Raw genomic sequence first — 1,914 nt, forward strand, 5'->3', positions numbered from 1 at the left:
AACGCAATTTTGGTGGGTCTGGGTGGATTTGAACCACCGACCTCACCCTTATCAGGGGTGCGCTCTAACCAACTGAGCTACAGACCCAAAGGTACGGGTCTGTTGACCCTTTGCTCTCTTCTCAAGCTAACCAAGTAATTCGTGTGGACTCTGACCGAAGCGTTCGGCTTCGTTTAAGGAGGTGATCCAGCCGCAGGTTCCCCTACGGCTACCTTGTTACGACTTCACCCCAGTCATGAACCACACCGTGGTGATCGTCCTCCCGAAGGTTAGACTAACCACTTCTGGTGCAATCCACTCCCATGGTGTGACGGGCGGTGTGTACAAGGCCCGGGAACGTATTCACCGCGACATTCTGATTCGCGATTACTAGCGATTCCGACTTCACGGAGTCGAGTTGCAGACTCCGATCCGGACTACGATGCGTTTTGTGAGATTGGCTCCCCCTCGCGGGTTTGCGGCCCTCTGTGCGCACCATTGTAGCACGTGTGTAGCCCTGGCCGTAAGGGCCATGATGACCTGACGTCATCCCCACCTTCCTCCGGTTTGTCACCGGCAGTCTCCCTAGAGTTCTCAGCCGAACTGCTAGCAACTAGGGATAGGGGTTGCGCTCGTTACGGGACTTAACCCAACATCTCACGACACGAGCTGACGACGGCCATGCAGCACCTGTGTCCGAGTTCCCGAAGGCACTCCCGCATCTCTGCAGGATTCTCGGCATGTCAAGGCCAGGTAAGGTTCTTCGCGTTGCGTCGAATTAAACCACATGCTCCACCGCTTGTGCGGGCCCCCGTCAATTCATTTGAGTTTTAACCTTGCGGCCGTACTCCCCAGGCGGTCAACTTAGTGCGTTAGCTGCGCCACTAAGACTTCAAGAGTCCCAACGGCTAGTTGACATCGTTTACAGCGTGGACTACCAGGGTATCTAATCCTGTTTGCTCCCCACGCTTTCGCACCTCAGTGTCAGTGTTGGTCCAGGTAGCCGCCTTCGCCACTGGTGTTCCTTCCTATATCTACGCATTTCACCGCTACACAGGAAATTCCACTACCCTCTACCACACTCTAGCCTGACAGTTCGAAATGCCGTTCCCAGGTTGAGCCCGGGGCTTTCACATCTCGCTTATCAAACCACCTACGCGCGCTTTACGCCCAGTAATTCCGATTAACGCTTGCACCCTCCGTATTACCGCGGCTGCTGGCACGGAGTTAGCCGGTGCTTCTTCTGTGAGTAACGTCAAGCCTCATGGGTATTCGCCATAAGGTTTTCCTCCTCACTGAAAGTGCTTTACAACCCGAAAGCCTTCTTCACACACGCGGCATGGCTGGATCAGGGTTGCCCCCATTGTCCAATATTCCCCACTGCTGCCTCCCGTAGGAGTTCGGGCCGTGTCTCAGTCCCGATGTGGCTGATCATCCTCTCAGACCAGCTACGGATCGTCGCCTTGGTAGGCTCTTACCCCACCAACTAGCTAATCCGGCATAGGCTCATCCAATAGCGCAAGGTCCGAAGATCCCCTGCTTTCCCCCTTAGGGCGTACGCGGTATTAATCCGGGTTTCCCCGGGCTATCCCCCACTACTGGGCAGATTCCTATGCATTACTCACCCGTCCGCCGCTCGACAGCGGGGAGCAAGCTCCCCCTGTTTCCGCTCGACTTGCATGTGTTAAGCCTGCCGCCAGCGTTCAATCTGAGCCATGATCAAACTCTTCAGTTTAAATCATACAAGAATCCGAAGATCCTCTATTCTTGCTCAAGACAAAACTCAATTTTCGACGAGTCACTGTCCTGATATTTCATATCCGAAATACCTCGGCCAGCGCCCACACGAATTACTTGGTCAACTTTTTAAAGAGCAGTCGGGGCTTGCCCGATCAAGGTGGCGTATTCTACATCGAATCACCGCCTTGTCAACCG

At 54.4% G+C, this 1,914-nt stretch carries 1 tRNA gene and 1 rRNA gene; both read right to left on the reverse strand.

The features are described 5' to 3' along the window. Positions 1-10 precede the first annotated feature (10 nt). Positions 11-87 (reverse strand) — tRNA-Ile (locus tag NLU14_RS21210). Positions 88-174: 87 nt separating this feature from the next. Further along, positions 175-1,714 (reverse strand): 16S ribosomal RNA (locus NLU14_RS21215). Between the last annotated feature and the right edge of the window lie 200 nt (positions 1,715-1,914).

The organism is Marinobacter iranensis (assembly GCF_029207565.1).
GTDB lineage: Bacteria > Pseudomonadota > Gammaproteobacteria > Pseudomonadales > Oleiphilaceae > Marinobacter > Marinobacter iranensis.